The sequence below is a fragment of the Gemmatimonadota bacterium genome, assembly GCA_040388535.1.
Taxonomy (GTDB): domain Bacteria; phylum Gemmatimonadota; class Gemmatimonadetes; order Gemmatimonadales; family GWC2-71-9; genus Palsa-1233.
Genome location: JAZKBR010000004.1, coordinates 347,666 through 374,023, shown reverse-complemented (window position 1 = coordinate 374,023; position 26,358 = coordinate 347,666). Strand labels below are relative to the sequence as shown.

21 protein-coding genes are annotated in these 26,358 nt (G+C 65.2%); 19 read left to right on the top strand and 2 right to left on the bottom strand.

What is annotated here, in order from left to right; all coding sequences use genetic code 11:
• Positions 1–116 precede the first annotated feature (116 nt).
• From V4558_11630 to V4558_11560, 15 genes are all read left to right on the top strand, one after another.
• Positions 117–1,766 (top strand): amidase, encoded by a 1,650-nt coding sequence (locus V4558_11630; GenBank protein MES2306154.1) that lies wholly within the window; start codon positions 117–119, stop codon positions 1,764–1,766.
• Between the two features lie 45 nt (positions 1,767–1,811).
• The gene (locus V4558_11625) at positions 1,812–2,402 is read left to right on the top strand and encodes an acyltransferase (protein ID MES2306153.1); all 591 of its coding nucleotides are present in this window, start codon (positions 1,812–1,814) and stop codon (positions 2,400–2,402) included.
• Between the two features lie 45 nt (positions 2,403–2,447).
• Positions 2,448–3,563 carry a DegT/DnrJ/EryC1/StrS family aminotransferase gene (locus tag V4558_11620; GenBank protein ID MES2306152.1) on the top strand — a complete coding sequence of 372 codons (1,116 nt, stop codon included), beginning with the start codon at positions 2,448–2,450 and terminating at the stop codon, positions 3,561–3,563.
• Between the two features lie 20 nt (positions 3,564–3,583).
• Positions 3,584–4,642 (top strand): Gfo/Idh/MocA family oxidoreductase, encoded by a 1,059-nt coding sequence (locus tag V4558_11615; protein ID MES2306151.1) that lies wholly within the window; start codon positions 3,584–3,586, stop codon positions 4,640–4,642.
• A gap of 5 nt (positions 4,643–4,647) precedes the next feature.
• Positions 4,648–5,934 (top strand): nucleotide sugar dehydrogenase, encoded by a 1,287-nt coding sequence (locus V4558_11610; GenBank protein ID MES2306150.1) that lies wholly within the window; start codon positions 4,648–4,650, stop codon positions 5,932–5,934.
• Positions 5,934–7,238 (top strand): UDP-glucose/GDP-mannose dehydrogenase family protein, encoded by a 1,305-nt coding sequence (locus V4558_11605; protein MES2306149.1) that lies wholly within the window; start codon positions 5,934–5,936, stop codon positions 7,236–7,238. Before V4558_11610 ends, V4558_11605 begins: the two co-directional genes overlap by 1 nt.
• Positions 7,238–8,170, top strand: coding sequence for a UDP-glucuronic acid decarboxylase family protein (locus V4558_11600; protein ID MES2306148.1), 933 nt, complete (start codon positions 7,238–7,240; stop codon positions 8,168–8,170). Before V4558_11605 ends, V4558_11600 begins: the two co-directional genes overlap by 1 nt.
• Positions 8,167–8,874: a tetratricopeptide repeat protein gene (locus V4558_11595; GenBank protein MES2306147.1), complete on the top strand. Its 708-nt coding sequence runs from the start codon at positions 8,167–8,169 to the stop codon at positions 8,872–8,874. Before V4558_11600 ends, V4558_11595 begins: the two co-directional genes overlap by 4 nt.
• The gene (locus tag V4558_11590; GenBank protein MES2306146.1) at positions 8,871–9,779 is read left to right on the top strand and encodes a hypothetical protein; all 909 of its coding nucleotides are present in this window, start codon (positions 8,871–8,873) and stop codon (positions 9,777–9,779) included. Before V4558_11595 ends, V4558_11590 begins: the two co-directional genes overlap by 4 nt.
• On the top strand, positions 9,779–10,588 hold the full coding sequence (bamD, locus tag V4558_11585; protein ID MES2306145.1) for an outer membrane protein assembly factor BamD: 810 nt from the start codon (positions 9,779–9,781) through the stop codon (positions 10,586–10,588). Before V4558_11590 ends, bamD begins: the two co-directional genes overlap by 1 nt.
• A gap of 3 nt (positions 10,589–10,591) precedes the next feature.
• Entirely contained in the window at positions 10,592–11,164 is a 573-nt protein-coding gene (gene nadD, locus V4558_11580; protein ID MES2306144.1) for a nicotinate-nucleotide adenylyltransferase, read from the top strand.
• The gene (secA, locus tag V4558_11575) at positions 11,161–14,301 is read left to right on the top strand and encodes a preprotein translocase subunit SecA (protein ID MES2306143.1); all 3,141 of its coding nucleotides are present in this window, start codon (positions 11,161–11,163) and stop codon (positions 14,299–14,301) included. The genes nadD and secA overlap by 4 nt, the downstream gene beginning before the upstream one ends.
• Positions 14,302–14,645: 344 nt before the next feature.
• On the top strand, positions 14,646–15,617 hold the full coding sequence (locus tag V4558_11570) for a PQQ-binding-like beta-propeller repeat protein (GenBank protein MES2306142.1): 972 nt from the start codon (positions 14,646–14,648) through the stop codon (positions 15,615–15,617).
• Between the two features lie 141 nt (positions 15,618–15,758).
• Positions 15,759–16,850 carry a BF3164 family lipoprotein gene (locus V4558_11565; GenBank protein ID MES2306141.1) on the top strand — a complete coding sequence of 364 codons (1,092 nt, stop codon included), beginning with the start codon at positions 15,759–15,761 and terminating at the stop codon, positions 16,848–16,850.
• Positions 16,850–18,088, top strand: coding sequence for a hypothetical protein (locus V4558_11560; GenBank protein ID MES2306140.1), 1,239 nt, complete (start codon positions 16,850–16,852; stop codon positions 18,086–18,088). Before V4558_11565 ends, V4558_11560 begins: the two co-directional genes overlap by 1 nt.
• On the opposite strand, the gene V4558_11555 is transcribed toward V4558_11560, so the two are convergent.
• The gene (locus V4558_11555; GenBank protein MES2306139.1) at positions 18,085–20,829 is read right to left on the bottom strand and encodes an ABC transporter permease; all 2,745 of its coding nucleotides are present in this window, start codon (positions 20,827–20,829) and stop codon (positions 18,085–18,087) included. The two genes, V4558_11560 and V4558_11555, sit on opposite strands and share 4 nt — an antisense overlap.
• Position 20,830: 1 nt before the next feature.
• A complete protein-coding gene (locus V4558_11550) occupies positions 20,831–21,160 on the bottom strand; it encodes a PadR family transcriptional regulator (protein ID MES2306138.1) in 330 nt (109 codons plus the stop codon).
• 144 nt (positions 21,161–21,304) lie between these two features.
• Between V4558_11550 and radC the strand changes: the two genes are divergently transcribed.
• The 4 genes from radC to V4558_11530 all read left to right on the top strand — a co-directional run bounded on the left by radC (position 21,305) and on the right by V4558_11530 (position 26,357).
• Positions 21,305–21,979: a DNA repair protein RadC gene (radC, locus tag V4558_11545; protein MES2306137.1), complete on the top strand. Its 675-nt coding sequence runs from the start codon at positions 21,305–21,307 to the stop codon at positions 21,977–21,979.
• On the top strand, positions 21,976–24,156 hold the full coding sequence (locus V4558_11540) for a bifunctional (p)ppGpp synthetase/guanosine-3',5'-bis(diphosphate) 3'-pyrophosphohydrolase (GenBank protein ID MES2306136.1): 2,181 nt from the start codon (positions 21,976–21,978) through the stop codon (positions 24,154–24,156). Before radC ends, V4558_11540 begins: the two co-directional genes overlap by 4 nt.
• 198 nt (positions 24,157–24,354) lie before the next feature.
• Positions 24,355–25,596: an HlyD family efflux transporter periplasmic adaptor subunit gene (locus tag V4558_11535; GenBank protein ID MES2306135.1), complete on the top strand. Its 1,242-nt coding sequence runs from the start codon at positions 24,355–24,357 to the stop codon at positions 25,594–25,596.
• Positions 25,597–25,646: 50 nt separating this feature from the next.
• Positions 25,647–26,357, top strand: coding sequence for an ABC transporter ATP-binding protein (locus tag V4558_11530; protein ID MES2306134.1), 711 nt, complete (start codon positions 25,647–25,649; stop codon positions 26,355–26,357).
• Position 26,358 lies beyond the last annotated feature (1 nt).

Here is a 26,358-nt window from a genome sequence, read left to right as displayed (position 1 = left end):
GTATGGAATTGTCAGGAAGCGGTTCGCGCCCAGTATTGACGCGGTTCTAACACAATTCGAACGAAACCGATGTGACCATCTCGGTGGGGTTCCGTAGCCTACGCCAGGAGGCGCGCGTGTCTCAGTCAACTGATCCTGCGATCGAGCGGCGGGCATTTCTCGCCCACTCCCTTGTCGGTGGCGCGGCGCTGCTCGGGCTCGACCGACAGCAATCGCCCGGTGACCCCCTCACGGCGATACCACTACCGTCCGAGATCGCCGCGGCACCGGATCCGCTTTTCGAACGAAGTGTGACGGAACTCTCCGCGATGATGCAGCGCGGCGAACTCTCGGCGCGTGGACTTGCCGAGCGCTACCTCGCCCGGATCGAGGCGTTCGACAGGCGAGGTGCCGCGGTCAACGCCGTCATCGAGGCCAACCCCGAGGCGCTCGCCATCGCCGACCGTGCCGACGCCGAACACCGCGCGGGCCGCTCCATTGGTCCGCTGCACGGGATTCCGATCCTCATCAAGGACAACATCGATACCGGTGACCGGATGCGGACGAGCGCCGGCTCGCTGGCGCTGGCCACGAGCAGCGCCCCCCGCGATGCGTTCATTGTCGAGCGGCTCCGCCTGGCTGGCGCCGTACTCCTCGGCAAGACCAACCTCAGTGAATGGGCCAACTTCCGGTCAACCCGTGCCACCAGTGGCTGGAGCGGACGCGGAGGTCAGACTCGCAACCCGTACGTCCTGGACCGGAACCCCTGCGGCTCATCGTCGGGAACGGGCGCGGCGATCGCGGCGGATTTCGCGACGATCGGGATCGGCACCGAGACAGACGGCTCGATTATTTGCCCATCGGCGCTCTGCGGATTGGTTGGCGTGAAGCCTACGGTGGGCCTCTGGGGCCGTTCGGGAATCATCCCGATATCGGCGAGCCAGGATACGGCGGGGCCGATGGCGCGTTCAGTCGCCGATGCCGCGGCACTCCTCGGCGCACTCACCGGCGTGGATCCGCGCGACCGCGCAACCCTTGCGAGCAAGGGGCACAGCCGCGACGACTATCAGGGCCAACTCGACACCGCAGCGCTCAAGGGCGCACGCATCGGGGTCGCCCGCAACCTGGCCGGCTTCCATCCGGAGGTCGATCAGCGATTCGATGAAGCGATCCGTGCGCTGCGCGATGCCGGCGCGATCATCGTCGATCCTGCCAACCTGGTGACCGCCGGCACTTTCGACGCCGCGGAAGGGATCGTGCTCGACTACGAATTCAAGGCGGGACTCAACGCCTATCTGGCGACCCGCGGGGCGGGGTCGCCCGTTCGTACTCTCGCCGACTTGATTGCGTGGAACGAGCAAGAGAAGGAGCGCGAGATGCCCTGGTTTGGTCAGGAGACCTTCATCCGGGCCCAGCGCGTCGGCGCGCTCACCGATCGGAAATACCTTGACGCCCGGGCCCGGTGTCTCCTGAAGAGCCGGACCGAAGGGATCGACGCCACGATGAACCGGGGCCGCCTGGACGCGATCGTGCTCCCCTCCAACCAGCCCGCGTGGACGACTGACCTGCTCAACGGCGACCATTTCACCGGCGGGAACACCTCGTTCGCCGCCGTCGCAGGATATCCCAGTATCACGGTGCCAATGGGTCTGGTCCACGAGCTTCCGGTCGGGCTCTCCTTCATCGGCCGCGCCTGGGCCGAACCGCGCCTGCTCGGCCTCGCATACGCCTTTGAACAGGCGACGCAGCTCCGCCGATCGCCGCGATTCCTGCCGACCCTGGGCTGACACCCCCGCTTATCTTTCCGCCTCACGCGGCTCCGGGGGGCTGGGATGGCGGGATTCTTCGTACACGAGTCGAGTTATGTCGATGACGGCGCCACCATCGGCGAAGGCACCAAGATCTGGCACTTCTGCCATGTGATGGCAGGTGCCGTGGTCGGGGAGCGGAGTTCCCTCGGTCAGAACGTGGTGGTGATGCCGGGGACCCGGATCGGCAACAACGTCAAGATCCAGAACAACGTCTCGATTTACGAAGGGGTCGAGCTCGAAGACGACGTCTTCTGCGGCCCGAGTTGCGTCTTCACCAACGTCCTGAACCCCCGCAGCCATGTCTCCCGCAAGCACGAGTACCGGCGGACCCTGGTTCGCCGCGGCTCGTCAATCGGCGCGAACGCCACCATCGTCTGCGGCGCCACGCTCGGCGAATACGCCTTTATCGGGGCGGGGGCGGTGGTGACGAGCGATGTCCCCGCCTTCGGGCTGATGGTGGGCGTCCCGGCCCGCCGGGTCGGCTGGGTCTGTCGCTGCGGCGAACGCCTCCGGCTGACCGGGGGGCACGCGACGTGCACTGCCTGCGGCACCAGCTACCTGGAGCGGGACGGGGTCCTGACGCTGATTGCTTCGCCCGAAGGGCAGGGGTAACTTCCGCTGCCATTGATAGTTAGCTCACTTTCGCCCGGGTCAGACATGCCGGTACCGTTGCTCGACCTTGTCACTCAGTATCAGCTCATCAAGGATGAAATCGAGCCTGCGCTTCGCACGGTGATCGAGCGGCAAGGCTTCATCATGGGGCCGGAGATTCCGGCGCTCGAGGAGGCGATCGCCTCCCTCATGCAGATCAAGCACGGCGTCGCCTGCGCCAGCGGTACCGACGCGCTCCTCCTGCCACTGCGGGCCCTCGACCTGAAGCCCGGCGATGAGGTCATCTCTCCCGCCTTCACGTTCTTTGCTACTGCCGGAGCGATCCACAACGCAGGTGGCACGCCGGTCTTCGTCGATATCGAGCCGGGTACTTTCAACATCTCGCCGGCCGCCATCGAGGCGGCAATCACCCCGCGAACCAGGGCGATCGTCGTGGTGCATCTCTTCGGGCAGATGGCGGCCATGGAGAAGATTGCTCCGATCGCCGCGAAGCACAGCCTCGCAGTGATCGAGGATGGTGCGCAGTCCGTGGGCGCCCGCCGCAAGGTGAACGGCGAGTGGATTCAGGTCGGGCAGCTCGGCACGGTGGCCACGCTCTCCTTCTTCCCGACCAAGAACCTCGGGGCATGGGGTGATGGCGGGATGATGCTGACGAACGACGACGCGCTCGGCGCCCGGCTCGCCCGGCTCCGGCTGCACGGCGGGGCCAAGCAGTATCATCACGATGAGGTCGGTTTCAACTCCCGACTCGACTCGCTGCAGGCCGCCGTGTTGCTGGTGAAGTTGCGGCACCTCCAGGAGTGGAACGTCGCGCGCCGCGCCAATGCCGAGTACTACGAGCAGGCGCTCGGAGAGATCGGGCAGGTCGTGCCTCCGGTGGTCGAATCGGCCAACGAGCACATCTGGCACCAGTACACCATCCAGGCGGAGCGGCGGGACGAGCTGATGGCGCATCTCAAGGCGCGCGGGATCGGCTGTGCCATCTATTACCCGCTTCCGCTCCACCTGCAGCCCTGCTTCGCGGATCTTGGCTACAAGCTCGGTGATCTCCCCGTGACTGAGGCTGCCATGCAGTCCGTGCTCTCGCTGCCGATCTACTCCGAACTGACCCGTGCCCAGCTCGATGAAGTGGTGCAGGGTGTTCGCGAGTTCTACGCGTGAGCCTGCACACGCGGCCCCGGATGGTCGGTGCGGCGCCGATTGCCGGGCGGCGCATTCGCGTGGCCGTGGTCGGGTGCGGGCGGATCGCCGGCAACCACTTCGAGGCCTTCGAGGCGCATGCGGGTGAGTGCGAGGTCGTTGCCGTCTGCGATTCGGATCCGGATGCCCTGTCGCGGGCGGCCGCACGCACCGGGGCCAAGGCGTTCCGCAGTCTGGACGACCTGCTGGCCGGCTCCGACGCGGACCTGATCGTGCTGGCCACGCCCAGCGGGCTGCACGCCGCGCAGGCGATCGCCTGTGCCGACGCGGGTCGACACGTCGTCACCGAGAAACCGATGGCGACGCGGTGGGCGGATGGCAAGGCGATGGTGGCCGCCTGCGACCGCGCCGATCGTCATCTCTTCGTGGTGAAGCAGAATCGCCGCAATGCAACCGTACAGCTGCTCAAGCGCGCGATCGAAGCGGGTCGGTTCGGCCGGATCTACATGGTCTCGGTCAACGTCTTCTGGAGCCGGCCGCAATCGTACTACGACAGCGCACCGTGGCGCGGGACCTGGGAGTTCGATGGCGGCGCCTTCATGAACCAGGCCAGCCACTACGTCGACCTGCTCGACTGGCTCGTCGGGCCGGTCGAGAGCGTCCAGGCGTACACGGCGACGCTCGCGCGCACCATCGAGGTGGAAGACTCCGGGGTGCTCTCGATCAAGTGGCGCAACGGCGCGCTCGGGACGATGGCCGTCACGATGCTGACCTACCCCAAGAATCTCGAAGGATCGATCACCATCCTCGGGGAGCACGGTACCGTCCGCCTCGGCGGAGTCGCCGTGAACCGGATCGATCATTGGGAGTTTGCCGATGAGCATCCCGATGATGCCGCCGTCACCGATGCGAGCTACGCCACGACCTCGGTCTACGGACACGGTCACCGCAGCTATTACGAAAACGTTTTTGCAGTACTGCGCGGCAACGCGCAGCCGGACACGGATGGCCGCGAGGGCCTCCATTCGCTCGAATTGCTGATCGCCACGTACCTCGCTGCCCGTGATGGGCGGCGGGTCGCCTTGCCGCTGGAGTACTGACTGCCATGACGCTTGCCCAGGACCTCATTGCCCGCGCCGAAAAGCGCGACATCACGTTCGGAATCGTCGGGCTCGGGTACGTCGGGCTCCCGCTCGCCGTCGAACTCGGCCGCGCCGGCTTCAAGGTGCTAGGCTACGACATCACGCAGCGCGTGGTCGATGGGCTGAACGCCGGCCAGTCGCACATCAAGGACATCGCCAGCAGCGAAGTCGCCGAACTTCGTGCGAAGAATCTGTTCGAGGCAACCACTGACCCGCTGCGACTGGGCGAGGCAGATGCAATCTCGATCTGCGTGCCGACGCCGCTGTCGAAGTACAAGGACCCTGATGTCTCGTTCATCGTCGCGGCAACCGAAGCCATCAAGGCGACGCTGCGCCGGGGCCAGGTCATCATCCTCGAGAGCACGACGTATCCCGGGACCACGCGGGAGATCATGCTGCCGGCGCTGGAGAGCACGGGGTTGACGGTCGGCGAGGACTTCTTCCTCGCCTTCTCGCCGGAGCGTGTCGATCCGGGCAATCCCAAGTATGGCACCCGGAACACGCCGAAAGTGGTTGGGGGCATCACCCCAGACTGTCACAAGGTCGCCTGCGCGATGTATGCGCCGGCCATCGACACGCTGGTGCCGGTGAGTACCACGGAGGCGGCCGAGCTCGTGAAGCTGCTCGAAAACACTTTCCGCAGTGTCAACATCGGGCTCGTCAACGAGATGGCGATTGTCTGCGACAAGCTCGGCGTCGATGTGTGGGAAGTCATCGAGGCGGCGGCGACCAAGCCCTTCGGCTTCATGAAGTTCCTCCCCGGCCCGGGACTCGGCGGACATTGCATCCCCATCGACCCGCACTATCTCGCGTGGAAGATGCGCGGCCTGAACTACAAGACGCGATTCATCGATCTTGCGGGCGAACTCAACAGCGAGATGCCGCTGTTCTGGGTCCGCAAGCTGATGGAAGAACTGAACGACCACGCGAAGGCGATCAAGGGCGCGAAGGTGCTCGTGATGGGCGTCGCATACAAGAAGGACATCGAGGATCTCCGCGAGAGTCCCGCGCTCGATATTCTCGGGCTGCTGCATCAGTATGGTGCCGACGTGTCGTATCACGATCCGTATGTGCCGCACTTCTCCGAGGCCGGTCACGACTACAAGTCGGTTCCGCTCACCGAAGCCGCTGTCAAGAATGCCGACGCGGTCCTGGTCGTGACCGACCACGCGAGCATCGACTGGGCTCTGGTCAAGCGGAACGCCCGGCTCGTCGTCGACACGCGGAACATCATGGCGAAGGTGGGTTGATGCGAGTAACGGTGATCGGGTCCGGCTACGTCGGACTCGTAGCCGGGGCCTGCTTCGCGGAGACGGGCAACGAGGTGGTGTGCGCGGATGTGGACGCCGGCAAGATTGCGCGCCTCCGCGAGGGGGTGCTCCCGATCTACGAACCGGGGCTGCAGCCCCTCGTCGAGCGGAATACTGCCGAGGGTCGTCTGCGCTTTACCACCGATCTCGGTGCTGCGGTGGAGCATGGCGATGTGGTCTTCATCGCCGTCGGAACCCCACCTGGCGAAGATGGTTCGGCCGACCTGCAACACGTGCTGGCGGTCGCCAACACGATCGGTCAGCATCTCGACCGCTTCAAGGTGGTCGTCACCAAATCCACTGTCCCGGTGGGGACAGCCGAGAAGGTGCGCACCGCGGTCCGTGCCGCCACAACGGGCGACTTCGCCGTGGCCTCGAATCCCGAGTTCCTGAAGGAAGGGGCCGCGATCGACGATTTCATGAAGCCCGACCGCGTCGTGCTGGGCACCGATGATCCCCGTGCTGAAGAACTGCTCCGGGAGCTCTATTCGCCCTACGTCCGCTCCGGTTCGCCGATCCTGTTCATGGATATCCCGTCGGCCGAGGTGACGAAGTACGCGGCGAATGCGATGCTGGCCACCCGCATTTCGTTCATGAATCAGATTGCCGAGCTCTGCGAACTGGTCGGCGCCGATGTCTTTGCCGTGCGCAAGGGAATCGGCAGCGACACCCGGATCGGAAACGCCTTTCTCTTCCCGGGCCCGGGCTATGGTGGTTCCTGCTTCCCGAAGGACGTCAAGGCGCTGATGCACACGGCGCGCGGGGCAGGGATGTCGCCAGCGCTCTTCGATGCGGTCGAAGCGGTGAACGCGCGCCAGAAGCGGGTGATGTTCGAGAAGCTGCAACGCCTGCTCGGTGACCTGAGTGGTCGCACGGTGGCGGTCTGGGGGCTCGCGTTCAAGGCCGGCACCGACGATATGCGGGAGAGTCCTGCCGTGGCGCTGATCGATGCGCTGCTCGAGGCCGGGGCAAGCGTCCGGGCGCATGACCCGGAGGCGATGGAGGTGGCGCGGGCGCTCTGGCAGGATCGGGTGACCTTTGCGACCGATCCGTACGACGCGCTCACGGGCGCGGATGCGCTGGCAGTTGTCACGGAGTGGCTCGTCTATCGCAATCCGGACTTTGAGCGGATCAAGCAGGTCCTCCGCACGCCGGTCATTGTTGATGGCCGGAACTTGTACGAGCCTGCGCGAATGTCGCGGCTCGGATTCCGCTACACCGGCATCGGCCGGAAGGACGCGTAATGCGCGTGGTGATTACCGGAGCCGCCGGCTTCCTCGGGTCGCACCTGACCGATCGTTTTCTGGCCGACGGCCACGAAGTGGTGGGCGTCGACAACTTCATCACCGGGCGTCCGGAGAATCTGGCGCACCTGATGGGCAACGATCGCTTCCGCTTCGTTCGCCACGACGTGTCGCAGTACATCTTCGTGGATGGTCAGGTGGATGGCGTGCTTCACTTCGCCTCGCCGGCCTCGCCCATCGATTACCTCGAGATGCCGATCCAGACGCTCAAGGTCGGTTCGCTCGGCACCCACAACGCCCTGGGACTCGCCAAGGCCAAGAAGGCGCGCTTCTTCCTCGCCTCGACGTCGGAGGTGTATGGCGATCCGCTGGTGCATCCGCAGCCGGAGACCTACTGGGGGAACGTGAATCCGGTCGGACCTCGCGGGGTGTACGACGAAGCGAAGCGCTTCGCCGAGGCGATCACGATGGCGTACCACACCTACCATGGTCTCGAGACCCGGATCGTCCGGATCTTCAACACCTACGGTCCGCGGATGCGGCCGCAGGACGGTCGGGTGGTGTCGAACTTCATCGTGCAGGCGCTCAAGGGCGAGTCGCTCACGGTCTATGGCGACGGCCTCCAGTCGCGCTCGTTCTGCTACTACTCCGATCTGGTCGAAGGGATCTACCGGCTCTTCCACTCCGATCGGGTCGACCCGACCAACATCGGCAACCCGGGCGAGTTCACGATGCTCGAACTGGCCGAGCAGGTCCTCGCGCTGACCGGTTCGAAGTCGCAGATTGTACACAAGGAATTGCCGGTGGATGACCCGAAGGTGCGCAAGCCCGACCTGACGGTGGCGCGCGCCGTCCTGCAGTGGGAGCCCAAGGTGCCGCTTCGCGAAGGACTTGAACAGACCATCGCCTACTTCCGCCAGGTCGTCGGGTGAAGCTCAGCGCCGGCGGTCTGCTCGAAACCGCACGTGCGCGTTTCGCGAACCGCGACTACTACGGCGCGCTGCTCTGCCTGGACGACGTCGAGGGAAGCGGTCGCGCCTACGCCGATGTCTACCACCTCCGGGGGCTCTCCCTGTCGTTGCTCGACCGCCCCGATGAGGCGCTCGAGGCTTTCGACTCGGCACTCGCCCTCAATGGGCGCTATGTCGAAGCGCACCTGCATCGTGGCCTCGTGCTCAATCAGGTGGGGCGGAACGAAGAAGCAGCCGCAGCGTTCGCCGCAGCGGCTGCGTCCGAAGGGCCACCGGTGGCTGGGGTCCCGGCGCACCTCGCCTCCCGGCTTGCCAACGAACACGCGCATCTCGGCGAGCTCTACGCCGATGGCGGGCTGCTCGCCGATGCGGTTCGCGAATACCGACGCGCTGTCGACCTCGGTCCAGCCTTCCTCGACATCCGGCTCCGGCTCTCGCGACTCCTGATCGAAGTGGGGAATCCGCTTGAGGCGCGCGAGATACTCGAGAAGATCCTTGGCGATCGTCCTGACTGGATCGATGCCAGGGTGCAGCTCGGACTGGCGCGCTATCTCGCAGGGGACACCGCTGGCGCCCGCGATATCTGGCGGGCGGCACAGGACGTTCGCCCCGACGTCGAACGGGTGGCCGCCTACCTCGCCATGGTGGAGCGTATTCCGGAGTGAAGATCTCGTCGCTCGGGCTGCTGCTCCTCGCCGCCTGCGGCTCCCGCACCCCCGACCCGGAACGCATTGGTGATGTTGCCTGGCACGAGGGGCGCTGGTTCGACGCGGTGACGTCCTACCGGGCCGCTGGCAACTCCCCGCAACTGCTCGGCAAGTACGCCGATGCGGCCTTCCTCGCCGGGCAACGGCTCGAGGCGGTGCGTGCCTGGACCGAGCTGGGCACCACTGCCCCCGAGCGCGCTGGCGAGGCGGCGGCCGGTCTCGCCCGTGCCGCCCAGGGTGCCGAGCGCGCCGGCGAACCGCTCGTGCTGGCTCGCGCGGTCCTCGGCCTACGGAAGCTGGCACCGTCCTGGCCACTTGGTCGTATGGCGCTTCGGCTCGCCCTGGTTTCGGATCTCCCCGCCGATGAGGCAGTTCAGGTATTGCCGGTGGCCCTGGCTGCGGTCTCCGGGCGGTCTGCGGCCGACTCGGTCCTGCTGGCACTCGGTCTCGCGCAGCACAAGCGGGGGACCTGCATCGAGGCCGTGCCGGTGCTCGAAAGCGTGCTCCGCCGCAGCGAGGCGGCCGATTCGGCCCGGGCAAGCGCAACCACCCTCCTTGCCGACTGCGAGCTGACCTTGGGCCTCTCCGCCCTGAACGACGACCGGGTCGGCGACGCCGAGCGGTGGCTCGATCGTTCGGCTCGGCGGGATCCGGCCGGGGCAGTGGGACGTCGTGCCCTCATCGGCTTCGGCGATGCCAGGCTCCGCCAGGGCGACCCGTTTTCTGCCACTTTGGCGTGGCAAACGGTGGCGTCCGCGCGCGTGGCGCCCGATTCGATTACGATCCTCGCGCTCCAGCGACTCCGAACTGCGGAGTCTGCCGACTCGACCGTTCACCCTGTTGCCGTCCCGGACCGCCCTTGATGCGTCGCTTGCTGCCCCTCGTCCTGCCGCTGGTGCTCGTCCTCGCCACTGCCTGTGGGAAGGGGAAGGCGAAGCCGTCAACAACGGCGACCCCGCTGCTTTCGCGGCTCTCCGCAACGCCGGCGCAGCTCGACTCGATGTGGTCGCGCGCGATGGGGCTGTACGCCGCGAAGAAGTGGTCGAAGGCCGGTACCGCCTTCGAGCGAATGCAGCTGGAAATGCCGAGTGGCGATCACCGCGCCATTCTCGCACGATTCTATCTCGCCGAGACGCGGGTAGGCGAGCACAGCAACCTCCAGGCGGTACGGGAATTCCGCCGGGTTTCCGATGAGTTCCCTGGCGATTCGATGGCGCCGATTGCTCTGCTGCGTGCCGGTGACAGCTACTCGGCGCTCTGGCGTCGGCCGGAACTGGATGCCACCTATGGCCAGACCGCGATCGCCACTTATCAGGAGCTGATCGCACGCTATCCTGCGTCACCAGCGGCGAAGACGGGACAGGAGCAGATCACCGGGCTTGAAGAACGCTTCGCGGTGAAGAGCTACCAGGCCGCGCTTTTCTACCTTCGCTTCAAGGCCTACGATTCCGCGATCCTCTATCTCAAGGACCTGCTCGCAACCTGGCCGCGCGCCGTCATTGCGCCGGAAGTCATGACCAAGCTGATCGAGACCTACCGGACGATCGGGTACGCCGAAGATGTGCGGGAAACGTGTGCGATCATGCGGAAGCGATTCCCCACGTCGCCGCACCTTGATGCGACTTGTCCTCTGCCAGCAGCCGCCGCGGCGGAGAAGCCTGCGGGGCAATAGCCCGTGCGGATCGGTATCCTCGGCGGCTCGTTCGATCCGATCCACCACGCGCACCTGATCGTCGCGCAACTCGCCCGCGAACAGCTGCACCTCGATCAGGTGCGCTTCGTGGTCGCGGCCCAGCAGCCCTTCAAGATCGGACGTCATCGCGCGCCGGCAGAAGCGCGACTCCGGATGGTCGAGCTCGCCGTGGCCTCGGTGCCAGGCTTTGTCGCCGACGGCAGAGAACTCGACCGCGAGGGCCCCTCCTACACCGTCGACACGCTGCGCGAGATTCTGGCAGAGTTTTCTGGCGCGGAACTTGTCTTGCTGCTCGGCGCCGATGCCGCGCGCGGATTCGCTGCCTGGCATGAGCCTGATTCCATTCGTGCCCTGGCCACCGTGGCCGTGTTCGCTCGTGGTGGCGAGTCTCCACCCGAGGGGTTCGATGCCCTCGTGCAGGTCCCTGTGATGGAGCTCTCCTCGACCGAAATCCGGTCGCGCGTGGCCATGGGCCGCTCGCTCACCGGATGGGTCCCCGAGCGGGTGGGCGACTATATTTCAGGGTTACAGCTTTATCGGAGCGAAGCAGGATGATCAAGCGGTTGGTTGAGTCGGTATTCGGTTCCCGTCAGGCCCGTGAAGTGAAGCGGCTCGAGCCGCTGCTCGCGGAGATCCGAAAGGAAGAGGAGCGCATTGCGACGCTGGATGAGGCGGCCCTTCAGGGGCAGACCGCCCGCTTCCGCGCGCGGCTCGAAGAGCAGACGGGGGCCTTGCGAGCCGAGGTCGAACGGCTTCGCGCCGCGAAGCACGACTGCGCCGATCCGACCGAGCGCGACGCGATCGACGTGCAGTTGCAGGGCGCCGAAGAGGCCTTCCGCAACGGGGTCGCGAAGACGCTTGATGAAATCCTGCCGGAAGCCTTCGCCACCGTCCGTGAAGCATGCCGCCGCCTGGTCGGCACCACCGTCATGGTGACCGGCCAGCCGATTGTCTGGAACATGGTGCCCTACGATGTCCAGCTCATCGGCGGCATCAACCTCCATCGCGGACGGATCGCCGAAATGGCGACCGGTGAAGGGAAGACCCTCGTTGCGACGCTGCCGCTGTACCTCAATGCGCTTCCGGGCCGCGGCGCCCAGCTGGTGACGGTGAACAACTACCTCGCCCGCCGCGACTCGCAGTGGATGGGGCACCTGTTCAACTACCTCGGCCTCACTGTGGCCTGCCTCGATGACACCGAGCCGTCGTCACCCGATCGTCGCGCCGCCTACGGTGCCGACATTACCTACGGCACCAACAACGAATTCGGCTTCGACTACCTGCGCGACAACATGGTGTACTCGCTCGACCAGCGAGTGCAGCGCGAGCACATCTACGCCATCATCGACGAAGTCGACTCGATCCTCATCGACGAGGCGCGGACGCCGCTGATCATCTCCGGACCGGTGGGTGACGAAGACAGCATTCACTACCGTGGCTACAACCCGAAGATCGCGGAGATCGTCCGCCAGCAGAACGAAGTCGCCAGCGGGCTCGTCGCCGAGGGCGAGAAGCTGCTGCAGGACGAGAAGATGCGCACTGAAGCCGGGATGAAGCTCTATCAGGCCCAGCTCGGCGCCCCGAAGAACAAGAAGCTGCAGAAGCTGCTCAACGAGACCGGGGTCAAGCAGCTGGTGCAGCGCACCGAGCTCGACTACATCGCCGACCGCAAGCTGCCGGCGAAGCAGCAGAGCATGCGCTCGATCGAAGACTCGCTCTTCTTCGTGCTCGACGAAAAGGGCCACTCGGTCCACCTGACCGATCGTGGTGCCGAAGCGCTCTCGCCGCACGACCCGCAGCTCTTCCTGGTGCCGGACATCTCCCAGGAGATCCACGCGGTCGAGCACGACGCCGAACTCGACATCGAGCAGAAGGCCGAGAAGCGCCGCCAGATCGAGGCCGATTACGCCGCCAAGAGCGAGCAGCTGCACATCATCCACAAGCTGCTGCAGGCGCACGCCCTCTACGAGCGTGAGGTCGACTACATCGTGCAGGAAGGGCAGGTGCTCATCGTCGATGAGTTCACCGGCCGCATCATGGTGGGGCGTCGCTGGTCCGATGGTTTGCACCAGGCGGTCGAGGCGAAGGAAGGAGTGCAGGTGAAGGGCGAGACGCAGACGCTCGCGACGATCACCATCCAGAACTACTTCCGGATGTACGAGAAGCTCTGCGGCATGACCGGCACGGCCGAGACCGAAGAGACCGAGTTCTACTCGATCTACGGCCTCGAAGTCGCCGTGATCCCGACCAACCGGCCGATCCGTCGGAAAGACCACGTCGACCAGATCTACAAGACGCGGCGCGAGAAGTACAACGCGGTTGCCGATGAAGTGGAGCGGATCCACAAGCTCGGCTGGCCGGTGCTGATCGGCACCACCACCGTGGAAGTGTCGGAGACCTTGTCTCGTCAGCTGAAGCGCCGCGGGCTGCCGCACGAGGTGCTCAACGCCAAGTATCACCAGCGCGAGGCCGAGATTGTGGCCAAGGCCGGTGAGCGCGGCGCGATCACCATCGCGACCAACATGGCCGGCCGCGGCACCGACATCAAACTCGACCCGACGCTCGACCTGACCTCGGAAGATGCCGGCCTGCATATCATCGGCACCGAGCGCCACGAGTCGCGGCGCATCGACCGCCAGCTGCGAGGTCGCTCTGGCCGTCAGGGCGATCCGGGCGTGTCGCTCTTCTTCCTGTCGCTCGAAGACGACCTGATGCGGCTCTTCGGCTCCGACCGTATTGCCCGGATGATGGACAAGGGCGGCGCCGAAGAGGGCGAGGTCATCACCGGCAAGCTGATCACTGCGGCGATCGAGTCGGCGCAGAAGCGGGTGGAGTTGCAGAACTTCCAGACCCGCAAGCGCTTGCTCGAATACGATGACGTGATGAACCAGCAGCGCGAGGTCATCTACTCTACGCGGCTCTTTGCACTCGAGCGGGGTGAGGAGCTCAAGGCCGAAGCGATCAAGATGATTCGCGTGGCGGTCGATCGGACGGCGCGCAATTATCTCGTCGACATCGAGCGCCCTGAGAATTACGACCGCCCCGGGCTGATGAACGCGCTGATGATGCAGTTCCTGGTCGGGCCCGAGGCCGTGCTCAACGCCGAGGCCACGCCCACCCTCGACGCAGTGGCCGATGCGGCGCGCGCCGAAGGCGAGGCCGCTTTCGAACGGAAGGTGACCTACCTGCAGCAGTTCGGTCAGCAGATCGGCATCCCCGACGTGGACCTGCAGGTGCTGTCGCAGGTGATGCAGGGCGTGCTCGACGAGAAGTGGAAGGATCACCTCTACGATCTCGACCAGCTGCGCAACGCGATCCAGTACCGCGCGTATGGCCAGCGGGATCCGCTCGTGGAGTACAAGAAGGAGGCCTTCGAGATGTTCGAGGATCTCCTGCGTGACATCCAGTCGACCTTCGCCGAGCGCTACCTCAAGATCCAGGTCAGCGCCGATGGTCCGCCGGCCCCGCCTCCGCCGCCACCGGTGGTCGAGAGCGGGCCGCACGAGCCGTCGTCCGATGATCTCTTCGCCGGCAACGTCAGCCGCACGCCGGTGGCCGCGCCGCGAGTCTCGACCGGGATGGGGATGCTCGGCGCGCCGGTGCCGTCGGGTGGGCCTGAAGTGGGGCGCAACGATCCCTGTCCGTGTGGCAGTGGCAAGAAGTACAAGAAGTGCCACGGGGCGACGGCGTAGGGCGAGGCTGTTGGCTGAGATCAATTGCGAAGGGCGCCAGGTCATTCAGATCTGGCGCCCTTGGCGCATCGCGGGCCTCTGATTGTGCGCCGTCACGCACGAAATTGATTGAATCCCGAGGAGTTCATCGCTAAGATCAGGACACTGAGGCTCAAATCCGCGATTCGCAACCCGGAGCCATACCGATGACCGTTCCCCTGACGGTGCTGGTGGCGTATCCACGCCAAGCCGACGCACCCCAGTCTCGCTTACTTCGTTCGCCCAGGTGTGTTGTCCCTTCCGCCCCGGTTCCCCTACGACGGCTGCGCCCATCGCTCCTACCTGACACGCGGAGTTGCTTTTTGTTGCTGTTGCTCGCGCTCGCAGCGTGGGTACAAGGCGCGATCGCTCAGCGGACGGTGAGGGATCTGACACTCTCCGACAAGTCCATGCTCTGGATAAGAGGCAGCGAGACGGACACGACGATTTTGGACCCCAATCGTATGCTCGTCTCGAACGGCCGCATCTTCCTGACCGACCCACAGGGTCCTGCTGTAGTTGGGCTGGATGCACGGACGGGTAGGACAATATGGCGGTATTCGAAACGTGGGTCCGGACCCGGTGAATTCCGCGCGCCGGCGCTTGCATCTTGGCACCCGCAGGGAGTCGTCGTTGCGGACAACGACACCCACCGACTCTATCTCTTTTCGACTGACGGGGCGCTCGCCGCAGAGCAGGCAGTCCCGATGGGCCAGTTCGTCGCTGGGCTCTGCTCCTTCGCGAATGGTGATGTATTGCTATACGTGCCTGCACCTCCGAGTAGTGCGCTAATCACCGTCCGGCTCGGTTCCCGGGTAACGAATCGGTTTCCATTCCCGTTTGATCCTTCTTCGCCGAATTTGATGGCGCACGCGCTTGACCTCGCCTCCGTGCCGGCCAACAAATACGGTTGCGTGGCCTCGAAGAAAACGGAGGATGGGATCGCGACGCTCAACCCGGAAAGCTCGCCTGTCGTTGGAAAGTTTGTGGAACGTCTGGAGCAACGCGCGTACAAGCCCCCAGCCCAGATACGAGATACATCAGACATCCCGATCCCTTTTTCCCTTCGCACCGGATTCGATGGCACCTCAGCCTACGTATGGTTCGGTGGCAAGAGCTGTGCATCGCGATGCATTGATTTCTATTCGATGCCGGCACTCCGCTACAGTTACAGCCTTCGCATTCAGGGAAAGACGGGAATTGGAATTCGAGACCTCGCGATCGATGGCCGAGTCCTCTATCTCCTTGGTAGTCGTGATGGTTTCCCGGTCCTGGCAGCATTCACAATCCCCAAATGAGTTGCGTTCTATGATCGGGCAGCATTGAGCGTTGCAGCCCGACCCAACGCGCTTCGCGCCACGGGTAGCGGGAATTGCGGCCGGGAGTAATGTTCGGGAGTCGCCTTCGCCGAGCCGTCGTAACCCTCCCCCGGGATCCGGATGTCGCCCACCCACCGCCTTTTCCGCTTCATAGGCCTGACCTCGATTGTCCTTGCCCTGGGTTGCAAGTTGCCGGAGGCCGGCCCCGCGACCGTCACCGACAGCGCCGGGCTGGTGCGGTTCTCCGACGCGTCGCTGCATCCGGTGGTGCTCACGGGAGCGCCGCTGCTCGAGAGCGACAAGATCGGACGCCCGGGTCAGATGAGGCTGATCGGTGACCTGCTCTGGGTCAGCGATCGGTCGGGGGACCCCTACATCCACGTGGTCGCTACCAAGCGCGGATCACTGCTTCGCTCGTACGGTGCCAGCGGCGAAGGCCCGGGCGATTTCGTCTCGATCTCGATGATGAGTGTCCGGCCTGGCGATCTTCACGGGCCGTGGGTGTTCGACGGCTCGGTGCGTCGGATGACCCGACTGTACGCGGATACCGTCGATTCGAAGCCTCGAATCATCGCCGCGCGCTTCGACGGTTTGAGCTGGATCGGCATTTGGCTTGGTGCAAATCGGCTCGTGAGCGTGGGTGACCTCGACACCAACCGCTACACACTGTTCGACACCACTGGCGCTCGCATCGCGACAGTCGCTGGGGCCCTGCCGGGTGCGGACTCGGTCGACATCGAGGCCCGGCGGAATGTGGGCACCGGCGTCCTGCTCTGCGCTTCACCTGAAGCGGGTCGATTCGCGACACTGTACGTCGGGGCGGGGCGGATCGATATCCTCGACACGACGGCTACGCTGGTAGGGCACGCGGCCGTCCCGTTCCCGTCCGATGGCGAGTTCAGGCGAAGTGCCGACGGCCGGTGGCATAGCGGCGACATCTGGCGCCATTACGCCGACTGTGCTGCGACCCCGAAGTACCTGTACGCGCTCTTCGCCGGTCACCGAACCGACGGTTCCCCAGGCGGCGGAATTCCCGTGCTCGCGCTCCACGTTCACGTCTTCGACTGGAGCGGCAAGCTGATCGAAGTGCTGCGGCTCGATCGCGATGCCAGCACCCTCGCCGTGGCCGGTGACTCCATCCTGTACACGGGCAGCGAGGGGAAGGGGCTCTATCGCTACCGACTGCCACCCGTGACGGCTGGGGGGCAATGATGCGTCGCGAATACCGATGCGCACTCGTTGGCGCGGTGTGGCTGGCCAGCCTCGGCGTGACGTTCACGGCGAGCGCGCAAGGCCCACGGGTACGCGATTCTGCCGGCGTGCGGATCGTGGAGAATGTCCGGGGGAGCTGGGGTGACACTCGACGCATTGTCGTGGAGCCCATTCCGTCCCTGGTGCTCGGCGGCCCAGGAGCGCGCGAGGAGAAGTTCCTCGACGTGAAGCCGACTGCGGCGCGTCTCGGTAACGGCGATGTCGCGGTCGTCGATCAGGCCCGCTTCAGGATCTCGTGGTTCGACTCGACCGGCAAGCTGCTGCGGCATACCGGCGCGCGTGGACCCGGGGAGACCGCTGGCCAGTTCAATTACATGGGTCGCATCATCCCCGTAGGCAAGGACGCGGTCGCGCTGTACGACGGCGCTCTTGCGAGGTACACCGAGTTCGATCGGAAAGGCGTCGTGCGACGCTGGGATCACTTCAATCCGGCGCCCTACCTCCCTCACCCCATGGGCAAGGGGAGGGCGTTCCGGGATCTGTTCGGCAGTCTCACCGACGGACGCCTGATTGGTTACCAATTCGACAATTGGCGTGATGGGCGGCAACAGCTGGTCACGGAATCGCTTACGGTCATGGCGGTCTCGTCGAGCGGCAAGTGGACCCGCATCATGCCGGCCCTGAGGCAGGAGTATTCGATCGTCAACGACGGCATTGGTCGGCCTTCCGCAATGGATGTCCGCCCGTTTGGAAGAGTCGGGCTCTTTGCGGTTCGTGGGTCGGATTGGCTGTACGCGGACGGGCAGCGCTATGAAGTCGAGGTCCGCTCGCTCGATGGCGCACTCCGGAAGATCATTCGCATCCGCCGCTCGCCAATTCCCGTCGCCGGTGCGGATATCAGTCGATTCACGGCCGTGCGATTGGCCAGAACGGACACCATCGTCCGCTCGGTGTTTGCGAAGGCGTTTCGCACGTTGCCGTATCCCGCAAACCGGCCCGCCTTTGCCGGGTTGATCGTGGATGCCGCTGGTCTGATCTGGGCGAAGAACTGGGCGTTCGACGGTGAACCAGCGCTCTGGGAGGTCTTTGATCCCGATGGAGTCCTCCTCGGGCAAGTGGAGGTGCCGGCTGACCTGGATGTACTGGAGATCGGACGCGACTATCTGCTCGCGCGAGTCGACAAGCTCAACAGCGAAAACGAGGTCCGCATTTACCGCCTGAAGCGCGCGCCACCCTAATCCGCCCGCAACGCCTCCACGATCTCTACCTTCGACGCGCGGCGGGCGGGAATGCCGCAGGCGCCGAGCGCGGCCACCAGCAACAGTACCGAGCCGCCAGCATAGGTGGCGAGATCAAGCGGTGCCACCCCGAAGAGCCGTGACGCAATCAGCTTGCTCAGATAGGCGGCGCCCGCGAGCCCTGCGACCATCCCTACTGCTGTCATCCCCAGTCCACCGCCAATGATCGATGCGACGACCGTCTGCTGGCGCGCGCCGAGAGCCAGTCTGATCCCGATTTCGCGGCGACGCTCAAGCACGGACTGACCGAGAAGGGCGTAGAGCCCAAGCGCGGCGAGAATCACTCCCACGGCGCCGAGCAGGGAGCCGAGCGTTGCCACCAGCCGCTGTTCCGCAAAGAGATCATCCAGCTGGCTCTCCAGCGAATGAAGTGCATACACTGGCAGCATGGGATCGACCTGCCGAACCAGGTCGCGCACTGCGCCTTCCATCTGCTCGGGTGGTACCGTGGTGCGGAGGTACACCGTGAACTCTTTGTCGTGGAAGCCTTGCGACCATGGCCGGAAGATGTAGGGCCCGGTCGGACTGGTCACGTGTGCGAGCCGCGCGTCGCGCGCGACGCCAACAACCCGGATCGGCTTCGTGCCAGGGAGCGGCTGCACGATGTGCCCGATGGCCGCCTCGGGGGCGATGCCCGGGAGCAGCTGATGGAGAGCGGTTTCGTTGAGGACGCCGACCTGCTCGGCAGTTGAATCGGGGAGCAGCCATCCGGGTGGAAAGCCGGGTCCCACCATGCCGACCCCGAGCGTTGGGAGAAAGGAAGGCGAGACCGAGAGGGAGCGAGCTACAATGTGGTCCCGCTCATTCGTGCTTCCTGGGCGCGGGAAGACTGTAACGAGGTAGAACTGATCACTCAGCACACCGAGCGCGTGCGAGATACTCGCTGAAGTGACTCGCTGATCCTGCCGGAGACGATCGAGCAGTCGGTCAATCAATTGCGCAGTCTCGAGCTCGGAAAGTCCCTGCGATTCGGGATCGAGGGTGAACGCCAGCACGTTCGCCGCCGAAAAACCGAGGTCGATGTGGCGCAGCTTGGTCAGAGTCCGAGCAAGCAGGCCTGAGCCGACCACCAGCGTGGTCGAGAGCGCGACCTGGGCAATGACGAGGCCGTGTCGAATCCGACTGGAGCGGCGGTCTCGTCGGTGCGCAACCCGGATGAGCTGGGAGCCGTCGGATCGACGCACCGTGAGGGCCGGAAGCAGTCCGGCGAGGAGACCCGCAAAGATGGCAACGACGGCGGTGGTCGCGACCACGCCACCGTCGACAATGACGCCGGTATAGTCCAGCTCGATGCCGGCGACCCCCGCGCCACGAACGAGGCCGGTAACCGCCACCCCGAGTACGACCCCGACGATGCTTCCAAGCACGCCGACGATCGTGGTCTCGACCAGACGTTCGCGAATGACGCGCCCGAGTGGCGCGCCGAGCAAGCGCTGCACGGCAGTGGCCGAGCTCAGGGAAAGTGCGCGAGTAAGGCCGAGGTTGCTGACATTGGCGCAGGTGAGCAGCAGGAAGAGCAGGGATGACACGAGGAGAATGTTCAGTGTGTGGCGCACGGATGCGCGCGCGAGCGGCTGCAGGCCGATACCCGGGTGAACCTTGAACCCCCACGCCAGAGAGAGGAACGAACTCGGTCCCTTGCGACCGCGAATCTCCTCCACCAGTCGGTTGAATTCGCCCTCTGCCGCGCGTTGTCCCTGTGCCGTTGGGATGCGGGCGATCAGGGTCTGCCAGAGCTGCTCCATGGGACCCGACAGCTTCTCCGCGCTGTGCAGAAGCGCCGGAGCAGCCCCAGCCGGCACCCATAGTTGGGCCCGGCCCGGCAGTTCCGCGCCGTGAAAGCTGCGGGGCGTCACTCCGACGACAGTGAAGGGCTGGCCGTTGATGGTGACGCGGGCCCCAATGGCAGTTGGTGAACGATTCCAGTACTTCTGCCAGAGTCGATCACTGATCACAGCGACGAGACCACCGGCAGCGGTCGCATTGCTTGCGTCGAACGCGCGGCCCGCCGCGAGGGCCACGCCCAGTGTCGCGAAATAGTCAGGCGTCACCAGCTCGCCAGCGGTTCGCTCAGGGACGCTTGCCGGATCGAACGCCAGGTTGAATTGCTGGGCGGTATAACCCGCGAGATCAGGGGCGGATCGCAGCCGTCCCTTGAGCTCGAGATAGTCCGGGTTCGAGATGGGCAGCCCGAAGGGCGCCGCGGCCTCGAGCTGAATCGTCGCCAGCTCATGGGGCGCGCGGACCGCGGGCACCGGCCGCAGCAGCATCCAGTTCGCGATCGAGTACACTGAAGCGATCGCGGCGACACCGATGCCAATGGTCAATACCGAGGCGATGGCGTACCCCGGCTGGCGGATCAGCCGCCGGGCGGCGCGCCGACCGTCCGTCGCGAGGGCGTCGACCAGCGACGCAGCTCGAGGGAGGCTGCTCGGCCGGACCGATCGGCGAGGGCCCGGGTTTCCTGTGAAGCGGAACCAGCCGAGGCGCAACGGGGTGGCAATGCATTGCCACCGATACCACCGGCGCGCAGCAGGGGCGCCGTCACGAAGCGATCGAAGGACGAAAAGCTCTTCGAGATCATGAACGACGGCACCATACCCGGAGAACTTGAGCAACAGAATCAGCAACCGACGGGAGAAGGATGGAGCGTCGGTCGTCGGGGCGGGGAGCTCACTCATCTCAGTTCCTCTCCAGCAGCGGTTCGAGCCCTGCCCACAGCCGCAGGAGCCGCGCACGCTCGGCGCGCACCACCGCGAGCCCGTGCGGAGTGACAGAGACATACCGCCGCTGCCGTCGACCGGTCGCGCCATCCCCGTCGCGCAACTCCGACGCAATCAGCCCGTGTTCCTCGAGCCGCCCCAGCGCAATGTGAACCGCTGCGGGAGAGACGGTCCGGCCTGCGCAGGCCTCAAGCTCCATCACGATCGTCGCCGTGTACGCGTCGGGCGCCGTGCGCAACGCCGCGAGGAGGAGTTGATGTTCGAATTCGCCCACCGAATCCTTCGCCACGGAACTCGCTCCGGGATGAGTTTACACTAACAATGTTAGTGGTAGTCTATTCCCGCAAGTCTGCAATCAACCGTTCGCGCTTTTCTGTACCCATGAACGCTATGCGGGCCCGTGCCTAGAGCGGGTTCGGTCGATCGTTCCCGAGTGTCCATTCCGGCTGCGCCCCCCGACCGCCCCCGCGAGCGCCTCTGGCGGCTGGGCCCCTCCTCGTTGACGCCGCAGGAACTTCTCGCCATCCTGCTAGGGACAGGTGATACTCGGGAAGACGCTCTGGCGGTGGCAGCAAGGCTGCTTGCCCCCGCTGGCGGGACGCTTCGTCGCCTCGCCGCCCGCCCCGCTGCCGAGCTGCAGCGGACACCTGGGGTCGGGCCCGCCAAGGCGGCCCGGTTGCTCGCGGCATTCGAGCTCGCGGTGCGCCTCAGTCAGGAAGGGCGCCCGGCGCTCGAGCGGATCGCCGAGCCGGCCGATGTGGCCCGGGTGGTGGGGCACCGGTTGCGCGACCTCGAGGTCGAAGAGTTCCATCTGCTGGCGCTCGACACCCGCTCGCGGGTCCTTCGCGATGTGCTGGTCACGCGTGGCTTGCTCGACAGCTCGCTGGTCCACCCGCGCGAAGTCTTTCGCGCCGCGATCGCCGAGGCAGCGGCCGGGATCATCCTGGTGCACAATCACCCGAGTGGTGATCCGACACCCTCGGCCGAAGACCGCGCCGTGACCCGCCAGCTGGTGGCGGCAGGACAACTGCTCGATGTACCGGTCTACGATCACGTCATCGTCGCCGGCGACCGATTTCTCTCCTTCGCGACTGCGGGGCTGCTGTGACGACTGGTGCCGTGCCGAGTTCGCTGACCGATCTCTCGCCTGCCTTCTTCGTGATTCTGGAGAAGCACGCGGAGCGGCTCGACATTGCCCTGATCGATCGGGCACTCCGCTATTCCGCTGCCGCGCACCGCGGGCAGAAACGGATGAGCGGGGAAGACTTCGTCGAGCACTCGATCGCGGTTGCCTCGATTCTCGCGGGCTTTCTTGTCGACACTACGTCCATCTGCGCGGCGCTGCTCCACGATGTGGTCGAGGACTCCGACCTCACCACCGATGACATCGCCCGCGAGTTCGGCAACGAAGTGGCCGGGTTGGTGGAAGGGCTCACCAAGCTTTCCCATCTTCCGTTCCGGTCCTCGGTGGAAGAGCAATCGGAGAACTACCGCAAGCTGCTGTTGTCGGTCGCCAAGGATGCCCGCGTCATCATCATCAAGCTCGCCGATCGCCTCCACAACATGCGGACGCTCGAGCACCTGACGCCGGAGCGACGCCAGCGCATCGCGACCGAGACGCGTGAGATCTATGCGCCGCTCGCGCACCGCTTCGGCATGGCGAACGTCAAGGCCGAGCTCGAAGACCTCGCCTTCAAGTTCCTCGAGACCGAGGAATATCAGGCGCTGGCACAGCAGGTCGCCGCCAAGCGGGCCGCGCGCGAACAGATGATCCAGCGCATGCGCGGCCCGCTCGAGCAGGAACTCAAGCGCGCCGGGATCGAGTGGTACGATGTCAGCGGCCGCCCGAAGCATCTCTGGTCGATCTATCAGAAGATGCGGAAGCGGAACAAGCCGTTCGACGAGATCTACGACCTGATGGCGATGCGGGTGATCGTCCGCACGGTGCCGGAGTGCTACCACGTGCTCGGCATTATTCACCACGTCTGGACGCCGGTGCAGGAGCGGATCAAGGATTACATCGCGAGCCCCAAGAGCAACGGCTATCAGTCACTCCATACCACGATCTTCGGGCCCGGCGGCCAGCTCTTCGAAATCCAGATCCGCACTCAGGAGATGCATCGCACCGCCGAATACGGTATCGCCGCACACTGGCTCTACAAGACCGTCGAAGAGGGTGAGGACGATGTCGGCCGACAGCTCGGCTGGTTCCGGCAGCTCCTCGAACTGCAGCAGGAGAGCGCGTCGCCGGAGGACTTTCTCGAGTTCCTCAAGGTCGACCTCTATCACGACGAGATCTTCATCTTCACGCCGCAAGGCGACGTCAAGCAGCTCCCCAAGGGCGCGACCGCGATCGACTTCGCCTTCCACGTGCACACCGACGTCGGCCTGCATACCTCTGGCGCGAAGGTCAACGGTCGCATTGCTCCGTTGCATCGGGAGCTCAAGAACGGCGACACCGTGGAAGTGCTCACCTCGCCCCATGCCAAGCCGAGCCGCGACTGGCTGAGTCATGTTCGCACCGGTCGCGCCCGCGCCAAGATCAAGCAGTGGATCAGGCAGGAGGAAGAGACCGTCTCGCTGCAGTTGGGCCGGGAAATCCTCACGCGGGAACTCAAGCGTCGCCGACTCACCGCGCCTGTACCCGAAGCGATGCAGACGGCCGCTGTCGCGCTCAACCTGCTCGATAGCGAGGCGCTCGAAGTCTCACTCGGCCGCGGCGACCTCGCGGTCGGGCAGGTGATGAAGGCGCTCTTCCCCGATCTCGCGCCGGATGCGTTGCAGGAGAAGCCACCCACCGTCTTCGGTCGGGTGATCGATCGCCTCCGCCTCGGCCGCGGCATCAAGATTCAGGGCGTCGACGGCCTGATGGTTCGCTATGCCCAGTGTTGCCAGCCGGTGCCCGGCGACCCGGTGGTGGGGTTTGTGACCCAGGGGCGCGGCATCTCGATTCATCGTGCCGATTGTCCCAATCTCCTCACCCTCGGCGACCAGGGGCGACGGGTCGAGATCGACTGGCAGGAGCAGACTGGCGAGACCTACGCGGTGCGGCTGCTGATCAACGGGGAGGATCGGCGCGGTCTCTACGCCGACATCATGCAGGTGATTTCGCAGACGGGCACCAACATCCGCGGCGCCGAGATCAACTCCAAGGACGGCACCGCCTTCGGGTCGATCCTGGTCGAGGTCGACAACCTCCCCCATCTCGCCAAGGTCCTCAAGGCGATCAGGAAGGTGAAGGGGGTCTCCACGGTCGAGCGGCGCGAGGCGCAGGAGGGGGGCTGAGTCGACCGGTCGTGGGACGCCCAATCCCAGTATCGGACACTTGCTCGCAGGATCCCCGAACCACAGTTGTAGAAGGTGTTGTATCTCAATGACTTAGAGTGTCGTCCTCAGGTTGTTCCCCGGCACGCTTCTTCCCTTACTTCGCTCGACCGACCCCAGTTTTCCAATGGGTCAACCGACTTCTGGCAAGGATGAGCCGTGGACGTAGCCCGCGAAAAGAAGCCCAATCGCAAGCGCCCAATCCTGATTGGTGTCGGGGTGCTCGGCCTCGTGCTCGCCACGGTCGCGGTGAGCAGAATGAAGCCGGCGGCTCCTTCGGTCGATCGTCCGACGCTGCAGCTCGATTCCGTCGTCTCAGGCCCCATGCTCAGGGACATTCGCGCCCCGGGCTCGCTGGTGCCGGAGCAGATCCGCTTCATCTCCGCCATCGCCCCGGGACGCGTCGAGGCCAAGCTGGTGCAGCCGGGTGCCCGGGTCACGCCCGAGACCGTCCTGCTCCGCTTGAGCAATCCCGATGTCGAGATCCAGCTCTTGCAGGCCGAACGCTCGCTGACCGATGCCGAGGCGCAGTTGGTGTCACTCAAGAGCAATCTCGAGACCCAGCGCCTCTCCCAGGTGGGCGTCGTGGCCAGCACCCGGACGACCTACAACGAGGCGAAGCGGCAGGCCGACGCCGCCCAGGCGATGTCGTCCGAGCTCCTCTCGAAGTTCGAATTGGCCAAGGTGACCGACCTCGCGACCGAATTGCGCGAGCGACTCGACATCGAGCAGCAGCGTCTCAAGATCCTCACTGAGAACATGCCGTCGCAGCTGGCCGTGCAGAAAGAACAGGTCGAGCGGCTCAAGGCAGTGGTGAATTACCAGCACAACCTCGTCGGCGCGATGGTCGTGAAGGCCGGCGTCGCCGGCGTGCTCCAGGAGATGCCGATCGAGGAAGGGCAGTTCGCCACCAGCGGGACGACGATTGCCAAGGTGGTGCAACCGGAGAAGCTCAAGGCCGTACTGCGGGTGCAGGAGAACCAGGCCCGTGATGTGACGGTGGGGCAGACCGCCTCGATCGACACGCGCAACGGTTTCGTCCGTGGACGCGTCTCACGGATCGATCCGTCCTCCACCGGCGGGACGGTGACCGTGGATGTCGCCCTCACCGATTCGCTCCCCAAGGGCGCTCGCCCCGACCTCAGCGTCGATGGGACCATCGAGCTCGAGCGGATCGGCAAGGTGATGCATGTCGGGCGGCCCACCTATGGCCAGGCCAACAGCACCATCGGGCTCTTCCGCCTCACGCCTGATGGCAAGGAGGCCGAGCGAGTGCAGGTCACCCTGGGCCGGACCTCGGCGAATGCGGTCGAGATCGTCCGCGGGCTCAAGCCGGGTGATATCGTGATCCTCTCGGATATGTCGCGATTCGACGGTGTCGATCGCGTGCGCATCAAGTAGCCAGTGACCCGTCCGTTTCCCGTAGCCGAACGCCAACATCCGGAGCCCACGTGACGTCCCCAGGCCAGTCGCTCATCCGACTCGATGGCATCAAGAAGGTCTTCTACACCGACGAAGTCGAAACCCACGCGCTGGCCGAGATCCATCTCGACGTCAAGCGCGGCGAGTACGTCGCGATCTCCGGCCCGTCCGGCTGCGGCAAGACCACGCTGCTCTCGTTGCTCGGCCTGCTCGACACGCCGACCGGCGGCGAGTACTACCTCGATGACAAGCCGGTCGCGCAGCTCTCGCCGTCGGATCGTGCCCGGATCCGCAACCGGGAGATCGGCTTCATCTTCCAGGCCTTCAACCTGATCGGCGATCTCACGGTGTACGAGAATGTCGAGCTGCCGCTGACCTACCGCGGCATGGCACCGGCGGATCGCAAGCAGCGGGTGATGGCGGCGCTCGAGAAGGTAGGGATGAGTCATCGCGTGAAGCACTACCCGGCGCAGCTCTCGGGCGGTCAGCAGCAGCGTGTTGCAGTGGCACGCGCCGTCGCCGGCGAGCCGCTGATTCTTCTCGCTGACGAACCGACCGGTAACCTCGACTCCACCAACGGCGAGTCGGTGATGCAGCTGCTGCAGGAGCTGCATCGCGGAGGGGCCACGATCTGCATGGTGACCCACGATCCTCGCTATGAGCGTCATGCGGATCGCTCGATTCACCTCTTCGACGGCCGCGTGGTCGAGGATCAGGCGCTGGAACTTTCACCGGCCTGAT